This window comes from Natronosporangium hydrolyticum (assembly GCF_016925615.1).
Taxonomy (GTDB): domain Bacteria; phylum Actinomycetota; class Actinomycetes; order Mycobacteriales; family Micromonosporaceae; genus Natronosporangium; species Natronosporangium hydrolyticum.
Genome location: NZ_CP070499.1, coordinates 3,227,869 through 3,252,545, shown reverse-complemented (window position 1 = coordinate 3,252,545; position 24,677 = coordinate 3,227,869). Strand labels below are relative to the sequence as shown.

The window sequence follows — 24,677 nt, the reverse complement described above, 5'->3', positions numbered from 1 at the left end:
GGTGTGGAGCGACCCGGCCTGGGCCGATCTGCACGGGCCGGTGCTGGTCACCGGCACCGACACCGGGGTCGGCAAGACGGTGGTGACCGCGGCGATCGCCGCCGCCGCCACCGCGGCAGGCCGCCGGGTGGCGGTCGTCAAACCGGCCGAGAGCGGCGTCGAGGACGGCGCCCCCGGCGACATCGCCGAGGTGGTGCGGCTCGCCGCCCCGGCCACTGCGCTTACCCTCACCGAGTACCCGGATCCGTTGGCGCCGTTGATCGCCGCCCGGGTGGCGCAGGCGGCCCCGCTGGCTCTCTACGACGTCGTCGACTCGATCCGAACTCAGGTCAAGCAGCATGACCTGGTGCTGGTGGAGGGCGCGGGTGGGTTGTTGGTGCCGATGGGGGTACGCCCGTCGGGGGAGCCGTGGACGGTGGCCGATCTGGGGTTGCTGCTGGGGGCGAGCGCGGTGGTGGTGACCAGGGCGGGGCTCGGCACGCTGAACCACACCGCGTTGACCATGGAGGCGCTGGAGCGGCGAGCATTGCCGGCATGTGCGGTGATCGGGGCGTGGCCGGCCCAGCCGGAGGCGGTGCACTGGACCAACCTGTCGGAGCTGCGGCCCCGGCTGGCCGGGGTGGTGCCGGAGGGGTCGAGCCGGCTTGCCCCCGGCGTCTTTCAGCGCTCGGCGCCGGGCTGGCTCACGCCCCAGCTGTTCGGGGTGCTCGACGACTGGCGAGTCTGGATCGAAGAGATCGACTGACATCGCCTACCGTCCACCGTGTCAGCTGGTGATCTTGGACGGCGGACGGGGCATACTGGGCCCCCGATACATGGCCTACGAGACCTGCGAGCGCAAACGGAGCAGTTGGAGCCGGCGACAGGCCGTTCGCGCTGGCACTCCTGTCACCGCCAGACGCGCGCGGCAGCTGGTCTCGGCGGGCCGGGACTTGCCCAAGAGATCGCGCCCTGACGGGAGTTCACCCAGGTCACGGGGTTGTCCAACGCGCCAAGCGGGCGGGCGGCCGGCAACAATCAGCGGAGCGTCGGGGGCCATATCGGTTCCGATTGTCGGCGCCGTCGAGCCGCCAACACTGCTCCGTTTGTGCTCGCAGGTCTCGTAGGCCACGTAACAGGGCCTGCGTCCGCCGCTCCCACTTAGTCGGGCACCAGAGCGGCGTCCACTAGGCACCTCCCACCAGCAGCGTGTCCGGCATCCGGAACGAGAGGTTGTCCGGGCACCAGGGGGAACGGTGGACTCGTACCCGGCGCAGCAACGGCGCGGTCTCGGCCACCACCACCGTCGCCTCCATCCGGGCCAACTGGGCGCCGAGGCAGCGGTGGGCGCCGGCGCCGAACGCCAGGTGGCGACGGGAGCCGCGCTGACCGGGGAGGAACTGCTCCGGCTTCTCGGTTACCGCCGGGTCGCGACCGGCCGCGGCGAGCCACAGCACCACGCTGGCGCCGGCCGGTATCGTCACCCCGGCGAGTTCGGTGTCGTGGGCGGCGACCCGCCGCCAGGTCACGATCGGCGGCTCTAGGCGCAGACCCTCCTCCACCACCTCGGCGGCGGCCAGGTCGCCGGCGACCAGCTTCCGCAGCACCGCCGGCTCCTGGGCGAGCCGGTCGAGCAGCAGGGTCAGGAACTGGGAGGTGGTCTCCTGGCCGGCGACGAGCAGGAAGAACAACGCCCCGACGGTGGTGTCCGGGCTGAGCCCTTCGGCGCGGGCGTGGTCGCGCAGCCGTCCGACCATGCCGCCAGCGCTCGCGGCGCACTCCCGCAGTAGCTCGTGGTAACGGCCGACCACCTCGGCGAGCGCGACCTGCCGGTCGGCCGAGAGCGGCGCCCAGAACAGCTCCAACGCTGCCCGGGAGAAGTCCTTGACCACGGTGGTCTGGGAGTCGGGTAGCGCCACCAGCCGGGCCAGCACCAGCAGCGGCAGGTCGGCGGCGAGTTCGGCGTACAGGTCGAGCTGGTCGCCGGCGCGCAGCCGGCGGGTCAGCTCGGCCACCCGTCGCCGGACCACGCCGGTCAGCCAGGGCTGCTGCTCGGCGACCCGGGCCGGGTGCAGCGCGTCGGCCACGATCGCCCGGATGCCGGGATGGCTGGGCAGGCCGTTGTTGGCCAGGGTGGGCGGTAGCCGGAAGCCGTGTCGGGCGAGGATCCGCAGCGCCGCCACCGGGATCGGAGTGATCGCGTCGAGCGCGTTGTCGGGCCGGAACGTCACCGGGTCGGCGAGCACGGCACGCACCAGCTCGTGCCCGGCGACCACCACCTGGTCACGGCCGGTGTGATCGACGGTGACCGCCACCGCGGGCCGCGGTGCCGGCACCTCCCAGCTGCGGAACAGCACGACGGTACGGTACGCGGTCCGGCCCGGGCGGTGGTCGGTGGACCCGGCCGGACGCGGCCGGACGCGGTCTGGGAGCGGTCCCGGCGGTCGGTAGGGTCGGTAGGCATGACGGACGCCCCTCTTGATCTTGACGCGCTGGTGGCGAAGCTCACCCTGGAACAGAAGGTCCGCCTGCTCAGCGGGGCGGACTGGTGGACCCTGGCCCCGGAGCCGGCGGTCGGGCTGCGGGCGATGGCGCTCTCCGACGGCCCGGTCGGGGTGCGCGGCACCCGGCACGACGAGACCGACCCGTCGGCGAACGCCCCCTCGGCGAGCGCGATCGCCGCCAGCTGGGACGTCGACCTGGTCGCCGACCTGGCCCGGTTGTTGGCCGCCGAGGCCCGCCGCAAAGAGGTCGACGTGGTGTTGGGGCCCACCATCAATCTGCACCGTAGCCCGCTGGGCGGCCGGCACTTCGAGTGCTACTCAGAGGACCCGTGGCTCACCTCGGTGCTCGGCACCGCGTACGTGGTGGCGTTGCAGGCGTGCGGGGTGGGCGCGACGCCGAAGCACTACGTCGCCAACGACTCCGAGACCGACCGGTTCACCGTGGACGTCCGGGTCGACGAGCGGACCCTCCGGGAGGTCTATCTACGACCATTCGAGGAGATGGTCTGCCGCGGCGGCGCTTGGCTGGTGATGGCCGCGTACAACAGCGTCAACGGCACCACCATGACCGAGCATCCGCTGCTGGCGGAGCCGCTGAAGGGGGAGTGGGGCTTCGACGGCGTGGTTGTCTCGGACTGGTTCGCCGCGCGTACCACGGTGGCGGCCGGCAACGGTGGGCTGGACCTGGCGATGCCGGCGGACAACTCACCGTGGGGCGACGAGCTGGTGGCGGCGGTGCGCGCGGGCACGGTCGACGAGCGGGCGGTCGACGACAAGGTGCGGCGGCTGTTGCGGTTGGCCAGCCGGGTCGGGGCGTTGGCCGGGGCGCCGGCGGCGCTGGCACCGCCGCGGGTCGAGGCCGCGCCGTTGCTGCGTCGGCTGGCCAGCGCCGGGTCGGTGCTGCTGACCAACCGGGATGAGCTGCTGCCGCTGCGGGCCGAGCAGCTGTCCCGGGTGGCGGTGCTCGGCCCGCATGCGGCGGCGGCCCGGACCCAGGGCGGCGGCAGCTCGGAGGTGCACCCGGGGTATGTGGTCTCGCCGTTGGCCGGGGTGCGGGCGGCGCTGGCCGGCGTCGCGGAGGTGACTCATGTGGCCGGCACCCGGCTCGCCGAAGGGCTGGAACCGGTGGCGCCGCCGCTGGTGTCCATCCCGACCACCGGCGAGCCGGGGCTGTTGGTGGAGCTGCTCGCCGCCGACGGCACGGTGCTCAAGACCGAGCACCGGCGGGCGGGGCGGCTTCGCTACACCTCCGGAGATCTGCCCGACGGGGTGGCGCGGCTGCGGGCCAGCACCCGGCTGTGCGCCGACGAGCCGGGGCAGTGGCGGTTCGGCTTCCGGGGGGTCGGCGAGTTTACGCTGGCGGTGGCCGGCGAGACCGTCTTCGACGAGGGCGCCTATCCAGCGGATCTGAACCTGGTGGACGCCTTCCACGAGCCGCCGGAGCGGGCGGTCAGCAGGACCCTCGACGACGGTGAGACGGTCGAGCTGACGCTCACCTACGAGATCCCGGTCGGCGCCCCCGCCACCCTGTGCATGCTCGGCTTCGAACGGCCGCCGTACGACCCGGCCGCCGAGCAGGCCCGGGCGGTCGCGGCGGCGGCGCAGTCCGACGTGGCGGTGGTCGTGGTGGGCACCACCGAACAGGTCGAGAGCGAGGGCGCTGATCGCCGTTCGCTGCGGCTGCCGGGCGACCAGGACGCACTGGTCCGGGCGGTGGCGGAGGCGAACCCTCGTACCGTGGTGGTGGTCTGCGCCGGCAGCCCAGTGGAGCTGCCGTGGCGCGACCAGGTCGGGGCGGTGCTGCTGACCTGGTTCGGTGGTCAGGAGTTGGGCGACGCGGTGGCGGATCTGCTGCTGGGGGTGGCCGAGCCAGGTGGCCGGTTGCCGACCAGCTGGCCGGCGACCGAGGCGGATGTGCCGGTGCTGACCACCACCCCGGAGCAGGGTCAGCTGCCCTACCCCGAGGGCATCCACATCGGATATCGGGCGTGGCTGCGGTCCGGCCGCGAGCCGGCCTTCCCGTTCGGGTACGGCCTGGGCTACACCAGTTGGGAGTATGAGTCGTTGCGGGTGGTGGGCACGACGGCGGTGGTGACGCTGCGCAACACCGGCCGGCGCGCCGGCAAGGAAGTCGTCCAGGCGTATCTGTCCCGTCCAGATAGTTCGGTGGAGCGGCCGGTCCGCTGGCTCGCCGGGTTCGCGGTGGCGAACGCCGAGCCGGGTCAGCAGGTCTCGGTGGAGGTGCCGCTGGACCCGTACGGCTTCGGCTACTGGTCAGTGGCGCAGCATCGGTGGGTGACCGAGCCGGGTGAGTTCACATTGTCGGTCGGCCGCAACGTAGGGGACACCCCGCTGACGTCGACGGTGAGCGCACCAGTGTCGGGTAGCTGACCCGCCAGGCTGGGGTGGTGGCTGCGAGTAGATATTGTGTTCTATCGTTCGGCGGTGGTGTCTACACACGGTGAAACGGCCCGGGCGTGATCTCGATCGCCCTGTTGGGGCCGGTGGCGGTGCACGACGGCGAGCGTGACCTCACCCCTGGCCCCGCGAAGCACCGAGCGTTGTTGGCCGGGCTGGCGCTCAACGTCGGGTCACTGACGACTGTGGAGCGTCTGGTGGCAGTGATCTGGGGCGACGCTCCGCCGCGCTCGGCCGAGTCGGTGCTCCGGGTGTATGTCAGCGCGCTGCGCCGGCTGCTCGGCGCGGATCTGATCAAGACGGTGCCCGGCGGCTATCAGCTACTGGCCGACCCGGAGCAGGTCGACGTGTGGCGGTTCGAACAGCTGCTAGGCCAGGCGCGCCAGTGCGCCCCCGACCAGCCGGCGGCGGCGAGTGCGCTGCTGGCCGACGCGCTGGCGCTGTGGCGCGGCGAGCCGGTGGCCGATCTCGACTCCGACGAGCTGCGCCGCGGCGATGCGGCGCGCCTGACCGAGCTGCGGCTCGCGGCCATCGCCGAGCGGATCGACCTCGACCTGCGGATCGGGCGCCACCAGGAGCTCACCGGTGAGCTGCGCCGGCTGGTCGCCGAGCAGCCGCTGCGGGAGCGGGCGTGGGCGCAGTTGGTGATCGCCCTGCACCGGTCGGGTCGGCGTTCCGAGGCGTTGGCCACTTACCAGCAGGCCCGGCAGACCCTCGTCACCGAGCTGGGGTTGGAGCCGGGCGTGGAGCTGCGGCAGGCGCACGACCAGGTGCTCGCCGACACCGGCGAGCAGGCGGCGCCGGCGGCCCCGGAGCAACCTGAGCTCCGGGTGCCGCGGGAGCTTCCGCCCGACATCAACGACTTCACGGGTCGGGGCCAGGCGCTGGCCTGGGTGGCCGGGGCCCTCGCCACGGCCGAAACGGCGCCGGTGCATCTGGTGTTGCACGGTCCCGGCGGTGTCGGCAAGTCCACCGTGGCGATCCGGGCGGCCCGGTCGCTCGCCGACCGGTTCCCGGGCGGGGCGCTCTACGTCGACCTGCTCGGGGGCGGGGACGGTCCGCTGCCGCCGGCGAGCGCGCTGGCGAGCCTGCTGCGATCGCTGCTCGGCCCGCACGCCACCCTGCCGGACGAATTGGCCGACCGGGCCCAGCTGTTCCGGACCCTGCTGGATGGCCGTCGGGCCCTGGTGCTGCTGGACCAGGCTCACGACGAGACCCAGGTCCGGCCGCTGCTGGCCGCAGCTCCTGGCTGCGCCACGCTGATCACCAGCCGGTCCGGCCTGGCCGGGCTCGCCGCCGCAGCCGCCTACCAGCTGGACACCCTGCCCACCAAGGAGTCGATGACCCTGCTGGCGCAGGTAGCCGGGGCGCAGCGGGTGGCGGCGGAGCCGGCGGCGGCCGAGCAGATCGTCGAACTCTGCGGCGGCCTGCCGCTCGCGGTGCGGATAGCCGGTGCCCGGCTGGCCCGCCGGGCGGGCTGGAGCCTGGGTTACCTGGCCGGCCGGCTAGCCGATGAGCATCGCCGGCTCGACGAGCTGGCAGCCGGCGACCTCGCGGTCCGCGGCAGCATCGCGCTCGGCTATCACGGTCTCGCCGAGCCGGAGCAGCAGCTGTTCCGCCGGCTGGGGCTGCTCAGCGCGCCCGATCTCGCCCCCTGGACCGCCGCGGTCCTGCTCGCCGGTGCCGAGCCCACGCCAGCCGTCGAGACGCGCGCCGAACAGATCCTGGAGACGCTGGTCGACTCCGGGCTGCTGCAGCCGCTCGGGGTCGACGTGGCCGGGCAGCCCCGGTACCGCTGTCACGACCTGACCCGCTTGTTCGCCCGGGAACAGTCCACCGACGAGCCGGCGGACCCGTTGTGGCGGGCGTTGTCCCGGCGGGTGTTGCGGCTTAGTCGCCGGGCCCGGGCCCAGCTGCTGCCCGCCGAACCCGGCAGCGGCGAGACCACCCGGCTCGCCGAACCGGCGCTGCAGGTCGGCAGCCGGCAGATCCGGGAGGCCGCGGACTGGCTGACCGCAGAGCGGGGGCTGCTGGTGGCCACCGTGGCCGACCTGCATCAGGCGGGGTGGCACGAGGCGGCCTGGCGGCTGGCGTTCTACCTGGCGCCGTACCTCGCCTCCCGGTCGCAGCTGGAGGAGTGGCGGCGCACCCATGAGCTGGGGTTGGCGGCTGCCCGGGCGGCGGAGCACCGCCGGGGGATGGCGCTGATGCTGCGCGGCATCGGCGACCTGCACCGGGTCGAGCGGCGGCTGCCGGAGGCGGCCGACGCGCTGCGGGAGAGCCTGCACCGGTTGACTGAGCTCGGCGACCGGGCAGAGGAGGCGCGCACCCGGTGCCGGCTGGGGTGGGCCGAGCTGGCCGCCGCCGAGCTGGTCGGCGCTGAGGTGTGCTTCGAGGGCGCGGTGGAGACCTTCGTCCGCCACAACGACCTCCGCGGCTGCGCCGATGCCTGGCGAGGCCTGGCGGAGGTGCAGCGGCGCCGGCGGCAACTGTGGGAAGCGGCCGACTTCCTGCAGCGCAGTGTCGACGGCTACCGGCAGCTGGGGGATCCCCGGGGGGAGGCCGAGACGCTGCGGGAACTCGCCGATGTGCAGCTCGAGCAGGGGTCGCCGGGGCAGGCGCGGGTCAGTGTGGAGCGCGCGGCGGCCACGTTGCGCCGGCTCGGCGACCCGCTCGCCGAGGCCCGCGTGGCGGTGACCCGCGCCCGGCTCTGCCTCGCCGAGAGCGACGCCGAGGCCGCCCGGGTCGCGGCCGGTCACGCCCGGCAGATCTTCGCCGACCACAGTGACCAGGCTGGGCTGGCCGCGGTGGCGGAGCTCGGCCTCGTCGACGCCACCGCTCCCGGCGGTGCGCAGGAGCAGCAGCTCGCGGCGCCGGACTGATAAGGTCGGCGACTGTGCGCCTCTGGTATGAGCAGCCGGCCACCGACTGGGAGCGGGAGGCGCTGCCGATCGGCAACGGCGCGCTCGGCGCGATGGTCTTCGGTGGCGTAGCTGCCGAACGGCTGCAGCTCAACGAGAAGACACTGTGGACCGGCGGCCCCGGTTCGGCCGAGGGTTATCAGCACGGCGACTGGCCGCCGCCCGGGCGGCCAGGGGTGCTCCCCGAGCTCCGCCGCCGCCTCGACGAGGTGGGTGAGCTCCCGCCGGACGAGGTCGCCGAACTGCTCGGCCAGCCCCGCCTCGGCTACGGCGCCTACCAGCCCCTCGCCGACCTGTGGCTCCACTTCCCCGAGCCGGCCGGGCAGGTCACCGGCTACCGGCGCGAGCTGGACCTCACCGACGCGGTGGCCCGGGTCCGGTATACCGCCGATGGGGTCACCCACCATCGGGAGTATCTCGCCAGCCACCCCGCCGGGGTGATCGCCGGCCGGGTCTGGGCCGACCAGCCAGGGTCGGTGACCCTGACCGTGCGGCTCGCCGCGGGGCCGCTCGGCGCCGCCACCACCGTCGGCCAACGGGGCATCCGGCTGCGGGGGGAACTCCCCGACAACCGGCTCCGGTACGAAGCACAGCTGCGCCTGCACGTGGTCGGCGGCGCGGTCACCGAGGCGGCGGGCGAGATCCGGGTCAGCGGAGCCGACGAGGTGATCCTGTGGTTGGCCGCCGGCACCGACTACGCGGCCACCTACCCCGACTATCGGGGCGAGGATCCGGCCCCCCGGGTCGGCCGGACGATCGAGGCCGCCGCCGGGCAGCCGTACCCGACGCTGCGCGGCGCCCATCTCGCCGACTACCAGCAGCTCGCCGGCCGGGTCAGCCTCGACCTCGACGCGCCGCCGCCCAACCTGCCCACCGACGAGCTGGTGCGGCGGCACGGCGACCACACCGCCGACCCGGCGGCCGAGCGGGCGCTCGCCGCTCTCCACTTCGCGTACGGCCGCTACCTGTTGATCTCGTCGTCGCGTGTCGGCTCGCTGCCGGCGAACCTGCAGGGGGTGTGGAACGACTCCGCCACCCCCGCCTGGAGCGCCGACTACCACCTCAACATCAACCTGCAGATGTGTTACTGGCCGGCCGAGGTCACGAACCTCGCGGAGACCGCGCCGCCGCTGCACGAGTTCATCGACGCGCTGCGGGCGCCGGGCCGGGTCACCGCCCGGGAGATGTTCGACAGCGACGGCTGGGTGGTGCACGACGAGACCACCCCGTGGGGCTTCACCGGAGTCCACGACTGGCCCACCGCGTTCTGGTTCCCGGAGGCGGGGGCGTGGCTGTGCCGGCACCTGTGGGAGCACTATCTGTTTACTCACGACAGTGAGTTCCTCCGGCACCGGGCCTGGCCGGTGCTGGCTGAGACAGTGGAGTTCTGGCTCGCCAACCTCCACATCGACGCCACCACCGACACCCTGCTCGTCTCGCCCAGCTACTCTCCCGAACACGGCCCGTACACCGCCGGGGCGGCGATGTCGCAGCAGCTGGTGGCCGATCTGTTCCGGGCCACGCTGGCGGCCGCCGCCGAGTTGGCGATCGACCCGCCGGCCGGCCTCGCGGACGCTGCCGGCCGGCTGGCGCCGGGTCTGCGGATCGGCGCCTGGGGTCAGCTGCAAGAGTGGCGGGCCGACCGGGACGACCCGGCCGACGAGCATCGGCACGTCTCCCACCTTTACGCGCTCCACCCGGCCGACCAGATCTCCCCGCTGGCCGAGCCGGAGCTGGCGCGGGCGGCGGAGGTGTCGCTCGACGCCCGCGGGGACGGCGGGACCGGCTGGAGCAAGGCCTGGAAGATCAGCTTCTGGGCCCGGTTGCGCGACGGCGACCGGGCGCACCGGATGCTCACCGCGCTGCTCCGCGAGTGCACCCTGCCCAACCTGTTCGACATCCACCCGCCCTACCAGCTCGACGGCAACCTCGGCGCGGTGGCGGGCGTCGCCGAACAGCTGCTACAGAGCCACCGGGGAGTGCTGGACATCCTGCCGGCGCTGCCGACGGCGTGGCCGGCCGGTCGGGTCACCGGGCTCCGCGCCCGGGGTGGGGTAACTGTAGACATCGCCTGGCGCGACGGCGCGCCGACCGAGGTGACGTTGCTGCCCGACCGGACCGGGGCGCTGACCATCCGCTGCCCGCTCCTGCCGGAGCAGCCGCTGCGGCGGCTCGACACCGGTGAGCAGGTGCCCCTTCGGCCGGGCGAGCTGGGTGGCTGGCGGGGCACGGTCGAGGCGGGGCGCCGCTACCGGATCGGTGGCCCGGCCACGCCGCCACCGGCCGATCAGGCGCCCGCGGCGAGGTAGTCGGCGAAGCGGGTCGGCGGCCGCCCGGTGACCCGGGCGACATCGTCGGCGAGCAGATCCAGCTCACCAGCGGCGATCGCGGCGTACGAGGTGACCCAACCGGTCACCTCCCACTCCGGTGCCCCGAAGCGGGCCCGTGACTCGTACGCCTCCGGCAGGGTCTCCGGGTGGTAGCTGATGTCCCGGCCGGTCGCCCGGGACAGCTCCGCGGCGACCGCAGCCATGGTCAGCAGCTCCGGCCCGGTCAGGTCATAGCTCTGGCCGTCGTGCCGGCCGTCGCCGGCGAGTAGCACCGTCGCCGCGACCGCGGCGACATCGTCGCGCGCCACCGGCGCGAACCGGCCATCCCCGGCCGGGCCCCGGATCACCCCGGCCCGGTCCGGGAAGTACGGCAGGACATCCTGGTAAAGACTGTCGCGCAGAAAGGTGCAGGGCAGGCCGGTGCCGCGCAGATACTGCTCGGTATGCCAGTGGTCGCGGGCGAAGGTGAAGGTCGCGTCCGCGGCGGCGGCGAGGAAGGAAAGGTAGACCACCCGGGTCACCCCGGTGACGACCGCGGCGTCGACCGCGGTGCGGTGCAGCGCCACCCGGTCCGGGTGCTCGCTCGCGCTGACCAGCAGCAGGGTGTCGACCTCGGCCAACGCCTGCCGCATCCCCGGCAGATCTTCGTAGCTGGCCTGCACCGCCTCGGCCCCCGGCAGGTCGGGGGCGCGGGTCAGGTCCCGGACCACCAGCCGCTGCCGGGCCCCGGCGGCGGCCAACCGGCGGGCCACCCGGCCCCCGACCCCACCGGTGGCGCCGGTCACCCCGATCAGCCCGGGGTCAGGCGTCGGCTCCGCCAGGTTCATCCCGCCACCCTATCGGCCGCCGCTCCCGCAGCGGTTGCGGCGCGTTGGCGCTGCTGGCGCTCGGCGGCGGTCTCTTCCTGGTGGCGCGGCGCCGGCGGGTGAGCTTCACCGCCTGACCTGACGCTCCACGCCAACGGTAGGGCCGCCAGCCGACCAGGCTGGCGGCCCTACGCAACGGCGGCGCCCAGGGGGATACCTCGGTCCGGCAACGGCAGGTCACGGAGGTGACGAATGGGGCGGGCGTCGGAGTCGCGAGGAAACGCCGGGAAAGCGACCCCGGGTTGGCGTCTCGGATGGAACTGGGCTAGAGTTCTCTCTCGGCACCGGGGAACAGCCGGAGTCATGCGGGCGTAGCGCAGTTGGTAGCGCGTCACCTTGCCAAGGTGAAGGTCGCGGGTTCGAGCCCCGTCGCCCGCTCGGAGAGTCTGCCGAGGCTACCGAGGCCTCACCTCGGTGGGGTGGCCGAGAGGCGAGGCAACGGCCTGCAAAGCCGTGTACGCGGGTTCAAATCCCGTCCCCACCTCGGTAACAGGGTTCATCCCTTGGGCGATTGGCGCAGCGGGAGCGCGCTTCCTTGACACGGAAGAGGTCACTGGTTCGATCCCAGTATCGCCCACCATAGTTTTCGGTCAGAGGCCATATCCCATCGGTGGATATGGCCTCCTTGCATCCCTGCGTGTCCAACTGAGTGACTACGCCTTCCCGGCCGGTAGCTCGGCAAAGATCCGATCCATCACGGTGGCCGCACCCAGGAGTACCGGGCGGCGTAGCCGGGCAAGCTCGTCGGCCGGGACCGGCGACGAGGTCGATACGATCGCCACGGTTTCGCAGGGCCGGAGCGCCGGTGGCCGGACAAGTGGTGTTCGCATGGGCGGGCAATCCTCCTCACGGCTCACTGGTCTCGTCCAGCGGGATCACCTCGCCCCGGGTAGGCGGCTCGGCTAGCGAGATTACGTGCCGTAGCAGGGTTTGGGTGTGGGCAGTGGCCAACGCATCGGACCGTCCTGGTCGTCGATCCACGCGTACTGGTCGCCGTCGACCTGTGCGGTGATCCCGATCCGGGTGCGGTCCGGTCGGCCGTGCTGCTGCCAGGTGACCCATGCTGCCTCGACCGTGTCCCACACCCGCTCGCTGTCCTGCGTAACCGGCCAGTCTCCGCTGGCTCCTGCGGTGTAGTCGACTGTTGCCCGGCCGGTTGCGGTGTACACGCCGCTGGCGTAGTAGCCGCCGGCATCATCCAGCCAGAGCGAGGTCTGCATCCCGGGCCGGTGTAAACCCAGCCACAGCTGAAAGTTGGGGTCGGCCCAGGCTTGGGGCTCAACGCACGTCGTTGTGTGGTGCTCGAGCCGCGTGTTGGGGATGTCGGCGACCCAGCCGTCGGGCATGTGTTGCCCGGCTGGCCGCAGCGGCATGAAACCTACGGGCTGCGCATCTACCCGGCCAGACACCGTCCCCAGGCTGGTCTTATGCAGCACCACCAGCATCCCGCCGACGGCGAGTGGAGCGACGATGATCCCGCCATCGGCGAGCTGGTCGATCCACGCCGACGGGATGCGGTCGGCAGCGCAGGTGGCAATGATCCGGTCATACGGGGCCCGTGCTGGGTGACCGGCCGCGCCGTCGCCGACGACAAGCGCCGGCCGGAGCCCGGCGGTGTGGAGGTGTTCGGCGGCCTCGGCGGCGGTCTCTGGTTCAACCTCGATGCTCGTGACATGTTCATCACCGAGTCGGTTCGCGAGCAGCGCGGCGTTGTAGCCGGTGCCGGTGCCGATCTCCAGCACCCGCTGCCCAACCTGGACTGTGAGGCGGTCGAGCATCGTGGCGACGATGCTCGGCATGGAGGCGGAGCTGGTCGCGGTACGGATTTCCTGCCCGTCGGGCATCTTCCCGTCAAGCACTTGATAGTGGGTGACGAGGACCTGATCGCTGTAGATCGTCTCCAGCGGGCGATCCTGCTCAACGGAGTCTGCGCTGTCGACGAGCGTCCGGGGCTGGTTGAACTCGTCCATCTGGTAGAAGCGTGGTACGAACACATGTCGGGGGGTGGCGGCGAACGTCACCGCCCAGTCCGGGTCGCGGATCGCGCCTATGTCGGTGAGGTCCTTGGCGAGGTTCGCCGCGTGCGGCTGCCAGTTGATGTCGTCCAAGGTTGGCCTCTCTGGAGTCGGTACAGGCGATGTGGAACGCCGTCCGTGGTCGGCTGGATGATGGCTGTCGGCGGAGCAGACATTGGCTGGTGGATACACCGGCTGGAACCAGGGCAGTCGTCACGAAGTGGCTCGGTTTGTAAGGGCGCTGCGCGCTGGCAGCGTCGCTGCTATCTGGTTTCCGTGACCCGGGCCGGCCAGCAGCGTTCCTGCTTGGTCGAGGGCGGCGGTGATGTCGCCGAGTGAATCGGCGGGGATCGCGCCGGCGTCGAGCCCGCATGCACCCACCACGTCGGTGAGAGCTTGAAGTTGCTGGCCGGTGGCGATGCTGCGGCATAGAGGATGGTTCAGCAGGTCGCGTGCGGCATATCCGTCGGTGACGGCATGGCGGAGCAGGCCGGCGGCGATGTAGGGGACGGCCGAGAGTGCGTTGGACGGCAGTGCATCGAGTAGGCACAGGCCCAGGCGGGTGTGGAAGACCACCAGTTCCGCCGGTGGCGGTTCGAGCTGCTGCCTGACAGTGCGTAGATCGGCGGGGCCGGCGCTGCTGGGTCGGCACAGCATGGTTAGGCAAGTGGTGACCGCGGCCTCCCAGGCTTCCCCGCGCTCAGTGTCTTCCAGAAGTGTGAGCGCGGTGTCGTGGTCGCCTGCGACCGCGTGAGCGAGGACAGCGATTTGGCGGCCGTCGAGCATGCGCCTTCCGACGCCTCGGTGTTGTTCGAGCCGCCGGTGGGCCTCAGCCCATCGGCCGGCCAGGGTGAGGGCACGGCCGCCGTCTGCGAGCAGCACCGTCCAAAGCCAGGTGGACAGTTCCCGGTGCAAGTCGGGGGTCCGGGTGAGGCAGGCTGCGGGAATGTGGATGCCGTCGATGTTGATGTCGGTGCGGGTGGTGATGGCTTGGTGCAGGGTTTCCAGCAGCGACCATGCGCCGGGCCCGTCGCCGGCGCGGGTGCGTAACCTGGCGAGGTTCACGATGGGTTCGAGGCTAGCGATGGCTTGCTTGGGATTCTGCGGCGGTCGGCGAAGCAGCATGTGGGCAAGGTGTTGGCACCACCGGTACGCCAGGGCTGGTTGCCCGCAGTCTGAGGCTAGAAGCGCGGAGAGGTTGAACACCACGGTCGCCGCGGTGCGGTCCTGCTGGTCAACCGCGGCGGCGGCTCGGTGGCGCAGGTCGCGGACCCTTCGAATTAGGGGTTGGCACGCCGGCCGGGGCCGGGCGACGATCGGGAACCTGCGGGCGGTCGGCCCGGTTGGGTCGATCACGACAACCCTGCCGAAGCCGACCGGGGATGCTGTGGCTGCGGCGGGTCGTCGAAGAACACTTCGGAGGCGGTTGCGGCGAGGACGGCTTGTGTGGCGGCGGGCAGGCCGATCCGGTTGAATGCGAACACGATGTGGTGGGCGAGAACGTGGCGTAGGCCGCGTTCAAGGAACCCTCCGGCGTTGAGCCGGGCGAGGTTGCGGCCGGCGTCGGCGTAGGCGGCCGTCCAGTCAGCAAGCCCTGCGGTGGCCCTGCTGGATCGGGTGAGATCGTCTGTGTCGACGGTCAAGAGGCGTCGCATCGTCGCTGTGAGGTTGGGACGGTCGCCGACAGCGGCCGGTGGGCGGCTGCGGGCGACTCTCGCCCAGACGTCGCCCTGCTCGTACCAGTCGAGGCCGGCGGCGCGCAGCATCGTGCTGTACAGCAGCAGCGGCAGTTCCCGGCGGTGGCGTGCGGGTTCGTCGGTGGTTGCGGCGAGGTGGGCCAGTAGGTTTCGGCTGTCGCGGTGCCACAGCTGGTGGGCGACGGCCATCGCTTCAGGGCCGCCGAATGCGCGGGTTTCGGGTTCGTAGATGACCTCGGTTGCCCGGGTGATGTGTTGTGCCTGCTGGAGGCGGCCGAGAGCGGCGCGAAGGTGTTCCTGAATGGTTGGGGGGTTGTCGGTGGGCAGGTAGCGCATCCGCCAGCACGGTCGTTTGCGGATGAACCACCATCCGTCGATCAGCCCGTCTGCTTCGGTGGTGGTGAGAAGCGGGGCCAGGTGGGTGACGGCGGCGGGTTCGGCGCGGCTGTAGTCGGGGAATTCGATGTCGAACTGGCGCCACAGGGGTGGGGTCACGGTCGCTCCGAAGGGGTGTTAGGTCAGCAGGAGGAATGTGTCCCAGCCGGAGGATGGGCCGGTTCCGGTGCCGATGGTGTGCAGGGCTAAGGCGGCGCCGGTGGTGCCGTCCATGAGGTCGGGGTCGTCGACCTGGCCCGACAGTTGGGTGATGAGTTCGTCGGTGAGACTGCCGAGTGTGGTGGCGAGGTGAGGGTCTTCGGCGTCGGCGGCCATACGCCATCCGGCCTGGAGGAGGCCAGCTTTTCCGTGGCACAGCCCGATTTCGGGAAGCTGGGCCAGCTGATGCGGGTCACGCAGCGTGGCCAGCATCGCCGCCTCGGCCAGGTGCTGGCGTGTGGTGTCGGCCATAGCCATGCCGGCCAGTTGCTGCGCGCGGGCGGTGCCGGCGATGCCGTAGCACCACGACGGCCGGGGCCGGGCCGGCGGCTGGGAGCCGTGGACCTGGCTGGTCGTCACAAAGCCGGGCCACCAGGGGGCGGTTTCACTGTCCTGGCACCACCGGTCGATCCAACCGCACAGGTCGGCGAGCGCCTGCCGAGCGCCGGGTACCGGCAGCCCACGCAGGATTGCCAGGGAGAGCAGGGCGACGACCGCGCTGATGCCGTGCGCGACGCCGAGGTTGCCGTGCCCCTGCGGATACGCCTGCGGATCCGGGTTGCCGTTGAGGCCGCTGGCCAGCCACCACGCAGGGAGATCGTCGCCGCCGGGTTTGCGTGCCGTTGCCGAGGGCTGGGTGATCCGGACGAGGTATGTGAGCACTTCGCGGGTGACGGGGTGGTCGGGGTGTTGGGCCAGGTGGTAGGCGCCGAGTCCGGTGAGACCGTGGACAAGGTCGAACTCACGCATCGGGAGCCGGTCGCCGCGGTTGATGCGGGAGCGGGCGGCGGCCAGGCGGCCTCGGGTGATGGCAATGGTCTTGTCGTCGAGTGCTGCGAGGGTGCGGTGGTACCGGCCGCTGAGGGCCGCGGCGACGTGGAGGGCGAACGCGAGGGCCGGGGCGCCGTGGAACAGGTTCGCGTTGTCGCCCGCGCTCACGGGTTCGGCGGCGGCGTGGGACAACCAAGTGTGTGCGGTGGTCTCGTCGCCGTGGCCGGAGCATAGGCGTTCGAGGTGTAGCAGGGCGATGCCGACCGCGCCGCCGGCAAGCGACTGCGGCCGTGCCCGGCCGCTGGTGGTGAGGTAGCGGACGTGGCGGGGTTGGGCGAAGGCGTCGGCGACTTGTTCGGCTGCGGCTAGCGCGGCCGGGTTAGGTGGGGTCATGGCCGTTGCTGCTTCGGATGGTCCAGCTCAGCGCGGCGGCGCGTACCAGGTGCAGGCAGCGGCGTTCGGCTTCCAGGTCGGGGCCTGCCATTCGGGTGTGGTGCAGGTGCAGCAGATCCGGCAACAGCACTTCGGGAGGGAAGGCGCCGCAGGTCCGCAGCCTGTCGCGGTAGGCGGTCAGCGCCCGCCGCCGCTGCTGCCAGCTCGCCAGAACGCGTGCACCTCCGGGAAACCCGGCGAGTTCGGCTTGGTTGTGGGGGTTGGCCAGCAGAACTGCCTGGTCGTAGACAGCTCGCGGCGGCGCCGGCCGGTGCGCCCGCGTGTGGTCGATAGCCCACCGCATCGCCTCGGTACCGTCGCCGATGAAGGCGATGATGAGGTCGAGCAAGCTCGCTGCCGTCAACGCCGCAGCATCAGGGCCCTGCCGGTTGTCGGCGGCCGTCAGCTGGGCGATCGCGGCGGCGGAGTCGGCGGCGAAGACCTCCTCAGCTGCGGCGAGGGCGTCGGTGCCGCCGAACCGGGCGGTTTCGGGGTAGTCGGTGTCGAACACGACCCGGCTCGCGAGACCGGCGCGGCGCAACCGCTGCGCCCAGGCCCCGACCGTGGCCGGGTCGGCAGGGCCGGTTACCCGTAGTCGCAGGTGGGGTTCCGGGTCGCCATAGCGCAGGAACCACCACCGGCAGCCGCCGCCGAGCTGGTCGAGCAGCAACGGCAGGTACTCGGTGAGGATGGTGGTCTGCCGGTCGGGGTGACCGTAGAGCTTGGCGTAGACGCGGCCGCCGCAGCCGGGCAGATGCCCGTGGTCGCGGACGGTCACCGGCTCGATCGGGTCCGCAAGCTGCGGCGGCGGCGTCGGCTCGACGTCAACCACCAGGGGGATGACGATCTCGTGCGGACGCCCGCCGATCCACCCAGCAGCATCCTCGGCCGGGGCGGCCCGAAACGCCGCGGTGCCGTGACGAGCCAGGTGGTCGCGTAGCAGCGCCTGGTGCGCTGGTTCGGCCAGGTCCAGCCGGATGCGCTGGTCCCCGTCGCCGAGGTACACCGTGGCCGGGCAGGTTGTCTCCGCCCGCCAGGCGGCCAGCGAGCGGCTCCACTCCTGCCACGTCCCGCCCGGGGCGGGCAGCGCGGCTGCCGGTAGGAGCCACCGGGCCGGGGACAGGATCGTTCGCCCATGCCGCAGCCCGGGCAGGAACGGCAACCTCGCAGCAGCCGGGCCCCAGTCGAACGCGACACACGGGGTGGACACTGCGGTGGGGATCTCGACCAGGAACCGCACAATCGGCAGGGTGTGATGCACCAGCTCGACCGCGTTGAGCACGACCGGTTCGACAACCCGACGGCGCGACATCGACACCAGGTAGAGACGCTGCTCGTCGGCGGTGACCGCGAGGTCATCCAACGCGATGATGTCGCCCCGGTTGTCGTGGTACTCGCCAACCGGGATCAGGTGCGACATCACCTGCGGGGCGCGGGCAACGTCCTCGGTGACCGTGTACGGGGTCGCGGCCGAGACCTGTGCCAGCAGCGCGCCGCGGGTGAGCGTCGGCAGCGCCGAATACTGGTCGGCGATCCGCTCACGGTCGCCCGTCTCGAGCATGTCCAGGAACCGGCCTGTGGTGGTGCCCGCTCGGCGGGACACTCCCACGATCGCCAGCCGAAACTCGCCCTGCTCCACCGCCCGGATCGTGGGGGCGTGTATGCCGACGGTCAGTTCGGTGCTGGGCTGGATCGAGGTCACCGGCTTCGCCCCGGCGAGTTCGCCGATGGTGGTCTCGTCCAACTCGATCTCGTGCCGGCCGGTGAGGGCGGCCTGCTGTGCGATCGCCAGCAGGACGCGGTCCCGGTCGGTCACAGTGGCCGCCGGCACGGGCGGGGTGCCGTGGTAGCCGGCCGGGTAGCCGAGTCCGGTATCGGGGTCGACCGCCTGCAGAACGGGGACGACCCCGCGAGGGCCGTAGCGCTCGAGGAACCGGCCATGCCAATCAACCCAGCCGGCAGTGGTGGGGCGGGCGAGGCGGACCAGCAGCCCCGCCGCACGAGCTGCCTCATCCATCACGGTGTGCGGCACCGCCACGGTGGCGTCCAGCCGCAGGTCAACCGCTACGGATGCCTCGCTGGCCGGGTTCACCGTGTTGAGCGCATCGACGACCTGCCGCCGCCGAGAATTTGCCCAGCTCACCGACGTCTCACGGTGGGAAACCTGGTCTGCGGCAGTGCCCAGCCCGTCCATGAGATCCCTGGCCGGCGCCGCGGTGCTTGAAGCCGCGTCAGCCAGCAGTTTCTCCACCTCGGCGGTGATCCAACCTAGCGGATCGGTGACCGTCATCGGCGGCCTCAGACTGGTCACCAGCAGACGGTGCCGAACCATCTGAGCCAGCAGGTCTCCGGCGGTGGTAGCGGCCACCTCGAACTCGTCAACGAGCTTGCCCACCAGCTCATACACAACCCTCGGATTGTGGGCGAGCTGCAACGCCGCCCGGACCGGGCCAGTGGCGCGCACCAGCTGCTGGGTCGGTACTCGGTCCGGGGTTTGCCCCGCCGGGTTCGCCAGCACAAACCGGCCGCCGCGTTCGGCCAGCAGGTTGTTGGCGCGCACCCGCAACAGCGGCTGCAGATCAGGGTCGGCCTCCAGCCGGTCGATCAGTGCAGCCATCCATTCGGCACGCACACGCACAACCGCACGGTGACCGTGGCCAACGTGCGCTACCCCGCTGGCAGCCACCGCCCCGGGGGCCACCCCGGCAAACAGGCCGTATGGGGTCGCTCGGCCGCTGGCGCGTAGCAGGTAACGCATGACCGAAAACACCACGCGGCGGGTGCCCCGGTCAGACAGCGGACCGCCGGCACTCACCGCCCGTGCCCGAGCAGCGAGCACCGGGCTGGCGTGCTCCAGCGCCGCTGAGAATTCGGGCTGCGCCAGGACCTGCCGAAGCCACTGCGGCCACGCTGTCAATCCTTGCTGCCCGGTCAGGTCAGGCCAGTGGGGTAGCTGGCGACCAGTCGGGCCCACCGCGCAGCGAACAACCAACGCGTCGAGGTACCGATACACCACCGCTCCTTCCCCTGCTGGGGCGCCTGGGCGGTAGCCGCCGTCCAGGCACCCCAGCCCGCATCGTCCTTCCTAAGACGGGCAGGTGTTAGTGCAGGCCGACTGGCAGGTCGTGCCGCACTGATCGTTGGTCATGTAGATGAGGTGTTTGACAGCATCGCCTGCTTCGATGAACTTGATGTCAAGCTCCCAGTCGTCGGCTCCAGCTTGCTCGCCGTCCCTGGCGGGATGACTCTTCGTGGTATCTGTCTGGTCGAGCGCATTCGACATGACTACCTCCTCAAGGCAGACGGGATCACGAACGTCGTTATTAGATGGTTAGGGCCAGTTGACGGTGACGGTGCCGTGCTTCTTGTTGGTCCGCCACCCGTTGACGTGGCCGACGTCTGAGCTGTTGGGGTGATACTCGATGCGTGCGGCGCAGCGGCGCCGGTAGTCTCGCGCCCAGCGGCGCAGCAGCTGCAGGTACTGGTCTGCGACCGTCTCCGCGTTGGGGCCGTAGGCGACCACTCCGCTTTCGAACCCAGCGGTCTGCTCCTCGTAACGCCTGCCGCCGCCGGAGCCGGGGGCGGCCCCGATCTGGTTGTTCGTGCGCTTGCTGCGGTAGCCGAAGCTTCCACCATCGACCAGCGTGGGCGCACCCCGTAGGGCCGCGGGAGTGAAAACCTCCTGCTCCACCAGGCTCTCGCCTGCGTACAGCACATACATCGGAATCTCCGGCTCACAGGTGAGCAGGAACAGGTCGAGTTCGTCCGGGAAGTCGAATGCGGTCCCGGACCAGCGGGCGATCCTCGGCGTATGAACTGCCTTGCGCAGCGCAGCCACATCGAGTGTTTCCGCCGTCGCGGCCTGGTCCACCCGGAGCGTCACAGCACCGTTGATCGGTACCAGGTGCTCATCCTGGGCGCCGTCGCCCTGCATCGGCACGAAGCTGCCGAGCCGGTAGCTTCGGCTAATCAGCCCGCCTGCGCCGTTGTGGTCGAAGGCGACCAGGCGGGTGATCCCGGCGAATTGCAGTGGCACCACCATCCTGCCTTCCGGGTGCAGCTGGTGGATCCAGGCTGGCGGAAGGTCCGCCGCGCCGACGGTGACGATGATGCGGTCGTAGGGTGCCCGTTCGGGTACGCCATGCTCCGCGTCCGCTTGTAGCACCCGCACGTGCCGGTACCCGGCGATGTCGAGCCGGGACCGTGCCAGTTCGCAGATCTCCGGATCAATGTCAACGGTGGTTACAGCCCCGTTTGGGCCGACCAGTTCGGCCAGCAACGCCGCGTTGTAGCCGCCGCTTCCGACCTCAAGAACGTTCATTCCAGGCTTGATCTGCGCCTGCTCCAGCATTGCTGCCTGGATGTGCGGTGCCGAGATCACGCTGAGCTTCGTACCGTCGGGCGCGAGTTTCGGCGCCAGTGTGGCGTTCACATCGTGCACCGTCTCGGGCGGCTCGCCGGCGGCGAACAGGTGCCGGGGGACGGCAAGCAGCGCCGCGGCAACCGGTTCGGTGGTGACCATCTCCAGTTCGCGGAGGTCGTCAACCATCGATGCTCTCAGTGCGGAGAAGTCCTCCGTCTGTCGAGTGTGGTTTGCGCTCATCTGTGCTCCATTGGGTCGAAGGTGCGGGAGGCTACTCATCGGGGCTCCCGGTTCTTAACGAGGCGACAACCTACGGGTCCGTCTCACCCAGGTTGCGGGGCCCTTCTCTCGGACTCCTGCCGAGGGCGAACAACGACCCGCGAGTGCCGCTTCTCAACGGTCATGAGCGCGTCGGCGACCTCGCCCCGGCCGGGTGGGTGGATCTCGATGCGCACCCCGGCGATCGCTTCGCGGGTCCGCCTCCACCGGTCAACCCGCTCGGTCAACTGGTCGAGCATTGATGCGGCGGCTGGCCCGTAGGCGCAAACGCCCAGCTCATCCAGGTACTGATTATCGAGACTGGTGCGTTTCGTCAGGTACCCCAGCGCCTGTCTGGTGGCGGCGCCCATGCTTCCCCAGCCGGCCACTGGTTCGATCAATCCGCGTTCTGTCACCGATGCTGAAGCGAGCACGCGGCAGAAACCGTCCAGCTCGGCCAGGTAAAGGTCCAGCAGATCAAGCGGGCGGTCTATGAGGACTCGTGACCACCTGACCTCGCCTGGAGGAGAGGCAACCCGCCGTAGCTCGTCCGCATCCACGTCCTGGCCGTCATCGAAACGGACCGTCAGGTCCTCCGCGAGGCGGATGTTGCGTTCGGGCATCGCGCCGCGGCCGCGGATCGGCATGAACCCGCAGTTGAGGGCGCTGTGGCTGCGCCACACCCCGGACGGGTCGCGGGTCAGCGCCACCGATCGGGTCAACCCCTTGATCCGCAGCGGCGCGACCAGGACACCACCTTCGGCGAGCTGATCTCCCCATGATTGGGGCAGCTCCCACGCTCCGGCTGTGGCGATGATCCGGTCATAAGGCGCGTTCGGCCGGTGGCCGTACTCGCCATCCCCGCAGACAATCTCCGCGTTGGTCACACCAGCCGCGGTGAGGGCTGCGCGAGCATCGTCGGCCACCTCGGGCGTGATCTCCACGGCGGTCACGTGACCGGCCGGGCCGACCAACGCGGCCAGCAGGGCGGCGTTGTAGCCGGTCCCGGCGCCGATCTCCAGCACCGGCATGCCCGGCCGCAGCTGGAGCTGGTCCAGCATCGCCCCCATCAATCCGGGACCGGTTGACGAGCTGGTGGCGATCCCGTCCTGGTCACGGCGCGTGACCACGGTGCTGTTGGAGTAGGCCTCCTCAAGAGAGGCGTCGGGGACGAACAGGTGTCGCGGGACTTGACGCATCGCAGCAGCAACCGGCTCCGACAGCGGCTGCCAAGAGTTAATCCCGTCGACCATGGCATGACGCAACCGCTCGGCGTCGCCGCCCGGACGGGTGGATGGTTCGTTGACGGTGGTGATCGGTCTCGCCCTTTCGTGTCTGGGAGGATCCTGGGCGCCTGCGCTCCGCGGACTTGGTTACAAGGGGGGCGGTGTCTTGGCGGTCGGCGCTGGGCAGCCAGATAGGCCTGCGTCAAAGCATACGAGCCGTAACCCTCTGATCGCTAGACGTGTTCTGTCCGCTGCTGCGACGGACAGATCCCGGACACTGCGGAACGCACTCTGGACCACCTCTTCATGGCGCCACCACCGCACCACCCGGCGCCAGCCCGCAGCATGCGGGGCGACCCGACACCATCGTTGCGACAGTTGAACAAGTGACGGCCACAATGGGCGACATCAGCTACGGTCAACTTATCGGTGGGCCGGCCGGACCTGACGGACGGCCGGTTCCACCGCCCTGACCGTCAGCAGGGAGGCAAGATGCCACGCCGGACCTTCACCGACCCTCGATTCCCAGCCATGCTGCGTGAGATTCGACAGCAACGCGGCATGTCGCTGAGGGACCTCTACAACGCTAGCTACGTGGGCCGCTCGACGATTAGTCAGCTGGAGACCGGCAAGACCCAACCGACCCCCAGCACAGTGCGCGCGCTTGACTCGGCCCTCGAGGCAAAGGGACAGCTGATGGCACTCGTCTCCGAAAGAGAGGAGACTGAGCCGGCTACTGGTCTGTGGGAAACCGCCGAGCTGATGAACCGCCTCCGCGCCTCCGACGTGTCGCCCGCTGTGGTGGAAGGGATACACGCCACCGTCTACGCCATGTGCTGCGACTACGGCTGGCAGGACGCCCAACAGCTACGGGCAGAAGGGCTGCGGTGGCTGCGGGAGGTAGATCGACTTCTCCGCAGCCCGGTGGGGCTTCGGGCACACCGAGAGTTGCTGGTGGCTGCAGGCTGGCTGGCATTGCTGGTCGGCTGCATCGAGTACGACCTGCAGATGCGCGCCTCGGCGGAAGCCACCCGGACGGCTGCCTTGGAGTTGGCCACTGAGGTCGGCCATGGCGAGATCGCCGCGTGGGCGTGGGAGATGTCTTCCTGGTTCGCGCTGACGCAGGGACGCTACCGGGACGTGGTCACCGCCGCCGACGCGGGTATGGGGGCAGCCGGGGAACACACCGCCGCGGTGCAGCTGGCCGGGCAAGCGGCCAAGGCACATGCACGGATGGGCGACCCGGCCGCGGTTGAGCAGGCGCTGACGGTCGGACGGCAACTCCTGGACCGGCACCAGCCCCCATCAAGGCCCGATCACCATTTCGTCGTGGACCCCGACAAGTGGGACTTCTACGCGATGGACGCCTACCGGCTGGTGCGCCGCGACGACCTGGCCGCACACCACGCTCTGCGGGTCATCGAACTGGGAACCGCAGCGGACGGCACCGAGAAGGCACCTATGCGGATGGCTGAGGCCAGACTCACCCTTAGCACCGTGGCCGCCCGAGCCGGTGAGCTGGAGCAGGCGGTCGCGGTCGGGTTGGAGGCATTTCAGTCCCGGCGGCGGTCGATGCCCACGCTGTTAATGGTCGCTCAGGAGGTTGGTCAGGAACTGCAGCGGCAACACCGAGAAGGTCGGCCGGTGCAGGATTTCCGAGCTGCGCTACGCGACCTGTCAAACAGCTGACATGCCTGTCCGTCGCCAACGGACGCAGTGGCGGACATCCACCGGACGGCGAACCTCTTCCAATCATCGACCCTTGCGGGTGAAGCTCAGGCATGGGTCGTTCGCCGCCTCCACAAGGGGCGCCGTACGACCCAACCCTCCCCGGGGGCGCGGTTAGCGACAGGCACCGCTCGCCGCGGCTCCGGTCCCAAGCCGGAGGGGCGCGGCCCCTCCCCCCGGAACCGGGGTAGCGGGCGAAAGGCTCTCGCTTCCCCCACCCTCAACCGTGCGGAGGCAGCGATGTGGTGGCCCTGGCGACGCCCAGACCCAGACCGGCCGATGGAAACGAACCACCTGCGCCCGGTGCCCGACGGCGACCAGGTCCTCGCTCCCGGGGTGCCGCACTGGTCGGACCTGCTCCGCCCCGGGGCGGCAGCTATCGACCCGCCCACCCAGCAGCTGCCGGCGCTGGCGCCGCTGCTCACCCGCGCCGCTCGGCACCGTTCACGACAGGTAGGCAATCCGTGACCGACCCCAAGTCAAACGTGATCGGTGAGCCGGTCAACCTCGCCCGACACCCCCTCAGACCGGAGGGGTGCGACGGAAGCCGGATCGGGTCTCCGGCGATCGCTCGT

Annotated in this window: 17 protein-coding genes and 3 tRNA genes; 9 read left to right on the top strand and 11 right to left on the bottom strand. The window is 71.0% G+C overall.

Translation table 11 applies throughout. The features are described 5' to 3' along the window. Window positions 1–40 precede the first annotated feature (40 nt). Window positions 41–745 carry a dethiobiotin synthase gene (bioD, locus tag JQS43_RS14460; RefSeq protein ID WP_239679444.1) on the top strand — a complete coding sequence of 235 codons (705 nt, stop codon included), beginning with the start codon at window positions 41–43 and terminating at the stop codon, window positions 743–745. A gap of 421 nt (window positions 746–1,166) precedes the next feature. Here bioD and JQS43_RS14455 read toward each other — a convergent pair whose 3' ends face one another. Then, window positions 1,167–2,336, bottom strand: coding sequence for a cytochrome P450 (locus JQS43_RS14455; protein WP_239674909.1), 1,170 nt, complete (start codon window positions 2,334–2,336; stop codon window positions 1,167–1,169). 105 nt (window positions 2,337–2,441) lie between these two features. Between JQS43_RS14455 and JQS43_RS14450 the strand changes: the two genes are divergently transcribed. The 3 genes from JQS43_RS14450 to JQS43_RS14440 all read left to right on the top strand — a co-directional run bounded on the left by JQS43_RS14450 (window position 2,442) and on the right by JQS43_RS14440 (window position 10,131). Beyond that, window positions 2,442–4,874: a beta-glucosidase family protein gene (locus JQS43_RS14450; RefSeq protein ID WP_239674908.1), complete on the top strand. Its 2,433-nt coding sequence runs from the start codon at window positions 2,442–2,444 to the stop codon at window positions 4,872–4,874. Between the two features lie 86 nt (window positions 4,875–4,960). Beyond that, a complete protein-coding gene (locus JQS43_RS14445) occupies window positions 4,961–7,783 on the top strand; it encodes an AfsR/SARP family transcriptional regulator (protein WP_239674907.1) in 2,823 nt (940 codons plus the stop codon). Between the two features lie 14 nt (window positions 7,784–7,797). Then, window positions 7,798–10,131 carry a glycoside hydrolase family 95 protein gene (locus JQS43_RS14440; protein ID WP_239674906.1) on the top strand — a complete coding sequence of 778 codons (2,334 nt, stop codon included), beginning with the start codon at window positions 7,798–7,800 and terminating at the stop codon, window positions 10,129–10,131. On the opposite strand, the gene JQS43_RS14435 is transcribed toward JQS43_RS14440, so the two are convergent. Further along, a complete protein-coding gene (locus tag JQS43_RS14435; RefSeq protein WP_239674905.1) occupies window positions 10,110–10,979 on the bottom strand; it encodes an NAD(P)H-binding protein in 870 nt (289 codons plus the stop codon). The genes JQS43_RS14440 and JQS43_RS14435 overlap by 22 nt on opposite strands. Window positions 10,980–11,323: 344 nt before the next feature. Between JQS43_RS14435 and JQS43_RS14430 the strand changes: the two genes are divergently transcribed. The 3 genes from JQS43_RS14430 (at window position 11,324) to JQS43_RS14420 (ending at window position 11,598) form a co-directional block, all read left to right on the top strand. Further along, window positions 11,324–11,396: transfer RNA gene (locus tag JQS43_RS14430), tRNA-Gly, on the top strand. Window positions 11,397–11,431: 35 nt separating this feature from the next. Then, window positions 11,432–11,502, top strand: a tRNA-Cys gene (locus JQS43_RS14425). A gap of 21 nt (window positions 11,503–11,523) precedes the next feature. Next, a tRNA-Val gene (locus tag JQS43_RS14420) sits at window positions 11,524–11,598 on the top strand. Between the two features lie 73 nt (window positions 11,599–11,671). Here JQS43_RS14420 and JQS43_RS14415 read toward each other — a convergent pair. The 9 genes from JQS43_RS14415 to fxlM (JQS43_RS14375) form a co-directional block, all read right to left on the bottom strand. Continuing rightward, complete coding sequence (locus tag JQS43_RS14415; RefSeq protein ID WP_239674904.1) at window positions 11,672–11,848, bottom strand: hypothetical protein; 177 nt, start codon at window positions 11,846–11,848, stop codon at window positions 11,672–11,674. 81 nt (window positions 11,849–11,929) lie between these two features. Then, window positions 11,930–13,126, bottom strand: coding sequence for a methyltransferase domain-containing protein (locus JQS43_RS14410; protein ID WP_239674903.1), 1,197 nt, complete (start codon window positions 13,124–13,126; stop codon window positions 11,930–11,932). A gap of 120 nt (window positions 13,127–13,246) precedes the next feature. Further along, window positions 13,247–14,158, bottom strand: coding sequence for a hypothetical protein (locus tag JQS43_RS14405; protein WP_239674902.1), 912 nt, complete (start codon window positions 14,156–14,158; stop codon window positions 13,247–13,249). Between the two features lie 227 nt (window positions 14,159–14,385). Next, window positions 14,386–15,225: a thiopeptide-type bacteriocin biosynthesis protein gene (locus JQS43_RS14400; protein WP_239674901.1), complete on the bottom strand. Its 840-nt coding sequence runs from the start codon at window positions 15,223–15,225 to the stop codon at window positions 14,386–14,388. An 18-nt stretch (window positions 15,226–15,243) separates the two neighbouring features. Further along, window positions 15,244–16,488 carry a lanthionine synthetase C family protein gene (locus tag JQS43_RS14395; protein ID WP_239674900.1) on the bottom strand — a complete coding sequence of 415 codons (1,245 nt, stop codon included), beginning with the start codon at window positions 16,486–16,488 and terminating at the stop codon, window positions 15,244–15,246. Beyond that, a complete protein-coding gene (locus tag JQS43_RS14390; RefSeq protein WP_275581093.1) occupies window positions 16,475–19,501 on the bottom strand; it encodes a lantibiotic dehydratase in 3,027 nt (1,008 codons plus the stop codon). The genes JQS43_RS14395 and JQS43_RS14390 overlap by 14 nt, the downstream gene beginning before the upstream one ends. Window positions 19,502–19,612: 111 nt before the next feature. After that, the gene (locus tag JQS43_RS14385; protein ID WP_239674899.1) at window positions 19,613–19,810 is read right to left on the bottom strand and encodes an FxLD family lanthipeptide; all 198 of its coding nucleotides are present in this window, start codon (window positions 19,808–19,810) and stop codon (window positions 19,613–19,615) included. Between the two features lie 48 nt (window positions 19,811–19,858). Next, a complete protein-coding gene (gene fxlM, locus JQS43_RS14380; protein WP_275580900.1) occupies window positions 19,859–21,130 on the bottom strand; it encodes a methyltransferase, FxLD system in 1,272 nt (423 codons plus the stop codon). A gap of 83 nt (window positions 21,131–21,213) precedes the next feature. Continuing rightward, entirely contained in the window at window positions 21,214–22,413 is a 1,200-nt protein-coding gene (fxlM, locus tag JQS43_RS14375; protein WP_275580899.1) for a methyltransferase, FxLD system, read from the bottom strand. Between the two features lie 453 nt (window positions 22,414–22,866). Between fxlM (JQS43_RS14375) and JQS43_RS14370 the strand changes: the two genes are divergently transcribed. Then, window positions 22,867–24,063, top strand: coding sequence for a helix-turn-helix domain-containing protein (locus JQS43_RS14370; RefSeq protein WP_239674896.1), 1,197 nt, complete (start codon window positions 22,867–22,869; stop codon window positions 24,061–24,063). 318 nt (window positions 24,064–24,381) lie between these two features. Further along, a complete protein-coding gene (locus JQS43_RS14365; RefSeq protein ID WP_239674895.1) occupies window positions 24,382–24,570 on the top strand; it encodes a hypothetical protein in 189 nt (62 codons plus the stop codon). Window positions 24,571–24,677 lie beyond the last annotated feature (107 nt).